Source organism: Belliella alkalica (assembly GCF_022549785.1).
Classification (GTDB): Bacteria; Bacteroidota; Bacteroidia; order Cytophagales; family Cyclobacteriaceae; genus Belliella; species Belliella alkalica.
Map to the genome: position 1 here is coordinate 1 of NZ_JAKZGO010000039.1, position 4,232 is coordinate 4,232.

Annotated in this window: 1 protein-coding gene; it reads left to right on the forward strand. The window is 48.2% G+C overall.

Translation table 11 applies throughout. From position 1 onward, the window contains the following. On the forward strand, positions 1 to 4,232 hold a 4,232-nt coding region (locus tag MM213_RS20400), incomplete at both ends, for an HYR-like domain-containing protein (protein WP_241414732.1).

Here is a 4,232-nt window from a genome sequence, read left to right on the forward strand (position 1 = left end):
GAGGGTACGAAAGTTTATACTTACACGTATGAGGATTGCGCAGGAGAAACATACACCTGGACATATACCTACACGATAGAGACACCTGTGGTAACGATACCAACCAATGGCTCAGCTACTGTAGCTTGTGTGGGCGATGCAGTGGAGCCGAGTATCCCTACAGTTACTGACAACTGTGGCAGAACCATTGTTCCAACTTTGACAAGTGTAAGTGATGACCCTGCCTGTGAGGGTACGAAAGTTTATACYTACACGTATACAGACTGTGCCGCAGAAGAGTATACCTGGACATATACTTACACGATAGAGACACCTGTGGTAACGATACCAACCAATGGCTCAGCTACTGTAGCTTGTGTGGGCGATGCAGTGGAGCCGAGTACCCCTGCAGTTACTGACAACTGTGGCAGAACCATTGTTCCAACTTTGACAAGTGTAAGTGATGACCCTACCTGTGAGGGTACGAAAGTTTATACCTATACTTATACAGACTGTGCCGGAGAAGAGTACATCTGGACATATACCTACACGATAGAGACACCTGTGGTGACAATGCCGTTGAACGGATCAGAAACCGTAACTTGTGTGGATGATGCGGTAGAACCGAATGCCCCTGCAGTTACAGACAACTGTGGCAGAACCATTGTTCCAACCTTGACAAGTATAAGTGAAGATCCTGCCTGTGAGGGTACGAAAGTTTATACCTACACTTATACAGACTGTGCCGGAGAAGAGTACATCTGGACCTTTACCTACACGATCGAAGCACCTGTGGTAACGATACCGACCAACGGATCAGAAACCGTATCCTGTGTGGATCATGTGGTAGAACCGACAGCGCCAGAGGTTACGGACAACTGTGGCAGAACCATTGTTCCAACCTTGACAAGTATAAGTGAAGATCCTGCCTGTGAGGGTACGAAAGTTTATACCTACACTTATACAGACTGTGCCGGAGAAGAGTACATCTGGACATATACTTACACGATAGAGACACCTGTGGTGACAATGCCGTTGAACGGATCATCTACCGTAGCCTGTGTGGATGATGCAGTAGAACCGACAGCGCCAGAGGTTACGGACAACTGTGGCAGAACCATCGTTCCAACTTTGACAAGTATAAGTGAAGATCCTGCCTGTGAGGGTACGAAAGTTTATACCTACACGTATACAGACTGTTCCGGAGAAGAGTATACCTGGACCTTTACCTACACGATCGAAGCACCGGAGGTAACGATACCGACCAATGGCTCAGAAACTGTAGCCTGTGTGGACGATGCGGTAGAACCTACAGCTCCAGAGGTTAAGGACAACTGTGGCAGAGAGATCATACCAACATTGTCCGTCGTAAGTGAAGATCCTGCCTGTGAGGGTACGAAAGTTTATACCTACACTTATACAGACTGTGCCGGAGAAGAGTACATCTGGACCTTTACCTACACGATCGAAGCACCTGTGGTAACGATACCGACCAACGGCTCAGAAACCGTATCCTGTGTGGATGATGCAGTGGAGCCAAATGCCCCTACAGTTACTGACAACTGTGGCAGAGAGATCATACCAACATTGTCCGTCGTAAGTGAAGATCCTGCCTGTGAGGGCACTAAAGTTTATACCTACACGTATGAGGATTGCGCAGGTGAAACATACACCTGGACATATACCTACACGATAGAGACACCTGTGGTGACAATGCCATTGAACGGCTCTGCTTCTGTAGCTTGTGTGGATGATGCCGTGGAGCCGAATGCCCCTGCAATTACTGACAACTGTGACAGAACCATCGTTCCAACCTTGACAAGTATAAGTGAAGATCCTGCCTGTGAGGGTACGAAAGTTTATACCTACACTTATACAGACTGTGCCGGAGAAGAGTACACCTGGACATATACCTACACGATCGAAGCACCTGTGGTAACGATACCAACCAATGGCTCAGCTACTGTAGCCTGTGTGGATGATGCAGTAGAACAGACAGCGCCAGAGATTACGGACAACTGTGACAGAACCATTGTTCCAACTTTGACAAGTGTAAGTGATGACCCTGCCTGTGAAGGCACGAAAGTTTATACCTACACGTATACAGACTGTGCCGGAGAAGAGTACACCTGGACATATACCTACACGATAGAGACACCTGTGGTGACAATGCCATTGAACGGCTCTGCTTCTGTAGCTTGTGTGGATGATGCGGTAGAACCGAATGCCCCTACAGTTACTGACAACTGTGGCAGAACCATCGTTCCAACCTTGACAAATGTAAGTGATGACCCTACCTGTGAGGGTACGAAAGTTTATACCTACACTTATACAGACTGTGCCGGAGAAGAGTATACCTGGACCTTTACCTACACGATTGAAGCACCTGTGGTAACGATGCCATTGAACGGCTCAGCAACCGTAGCCTGTGTGGATGATGCGGTAGAACCGACAGCGCCAGAGGTTACAGACAACTGTGGCAGAACCATCGTTCCAACCTTGACAAGTATAAGTGAAGATCCTGCCTGTGAGGGTACGAAAGTTTATACCTACACGTATGAGGATTGCGCGGGTAATATACAAGACTGGACCTTTACCTACACGATCGAAGCACCTGTGGTGACAATGCCATTGAACGGTTCAGCTACTGTAGCCTGTGTGGATGATGCGGTAGAACCGAATGCCCTTGCAGTTACAGACAACTGTGACAGAACCATCGTTCCAACCTTGACAAGTATAAGTGATGATCCTGCCTGTGAGGGTACTAAAGTTTATACTTACACGTATGAGGATTGCGCAGGTGAAACATACACCTGGACCTTTACCTACACGATCGAAGCACCTGTGGTAGCGATCCCAACCAACGGCTCAGAAACCGTAGCCTGTGTGGATGATGCCGTGGAGTCGAATGCCCCTGCAGTTACGGACAACTGTGGCAGAACCATCGTTCCAACCTTGACAAATGTAAGTGAAGATCCTGCCTGTGAGGGTACGAAAGTATATACCTACACATATGAGGATTGTGCAGGTGAAACATACACCTGGACCTTTACCTACACGATCGAAGCACCTGTGGTGACAATGCCATTGAACGGCTCTGCTACTTTAGCTTGTGTGGATGATGCGGTAGAACCGAATGCCCCTACAGTTACAGACAACTGTGGCAGAACCATCGTTCCAACCTTGACAAATGTAAGTGAAGATCCTGCCTGTGAGGGTACGAAAGTTTATACTTACACGTATACAGACTGTTCCGGAGAAGAGTATACCTGGACCTTTACCTACACGATCGAAGCACCTGTGGTAACGATGCCTACTAATGGCTCAGCTACCGTAGCCTGTGTGGATGATGCGGTAGAACCGACAGCGCCAGAGGTTACGGACAACTGTGGCAGAACCATCGTTCCAACCTTGACGAGTGTAAGTGAAGATCCTGCCTGTGAGGGTACGAAAGTTTATACCTACGCTTATACAGACTGTGCCGGAGAAGAGTATACCTGGACCTTTACCTACACGATCGAAGCACCTGTGGTAACGATACCGACCAACGGATCAGAAACCGTATCCTGTGTGGATGATGCGGTGGAGCCAAATGCCCCTACAGTTACTGACAACTGTGACAGAGAGATCATACCAACTTTGACAAGTGTAAGTGAAGATCCTGCCTGTGAGGGCACGAAAGTTTATACCTACACGTATACAGACTGTGCCGGAGAAGAGTATACCTGGACATATACCTACACGATAGAGACACCTGTGGTGACAATGCCATTGAACGGTTCAGCTACTGTAGCCTGTGTGGATGATGCGGTAGAACCGACAGCGCCAGAGGTTACGGACAACTGTGACAGAACCATTGTTCCAACCTTGACGAGTGTAAGTGAAGATCCTGCCTGTGAGGGCACTAAAGTTTATACCTACACGTATGAGGATTGCGCAGGTGAAACATACACCTGGACATATACCTACACGATCGAAGCACCTGTGGTAACGATGCCAACCAATGGTTCAGCTACTGTAGCCTGTGCGGATGATGCGGTAGAACCGACAGCGCCAGAGGTTACGGACAACTGTGGCAGAACCATCGTTCCAACTTTGACAAGTGTAAGTGATGACCCTGCCTGTGAGGGTACGAAAGTTTATACCTACACTTATACAGACTGTGCCGGAGAAGAGTACATCTGGACCTTTACCTACACGATCGAAGCACCTGTGGTGACAATGCCATTGAACGGCTCAGCAACCGTAGCTTG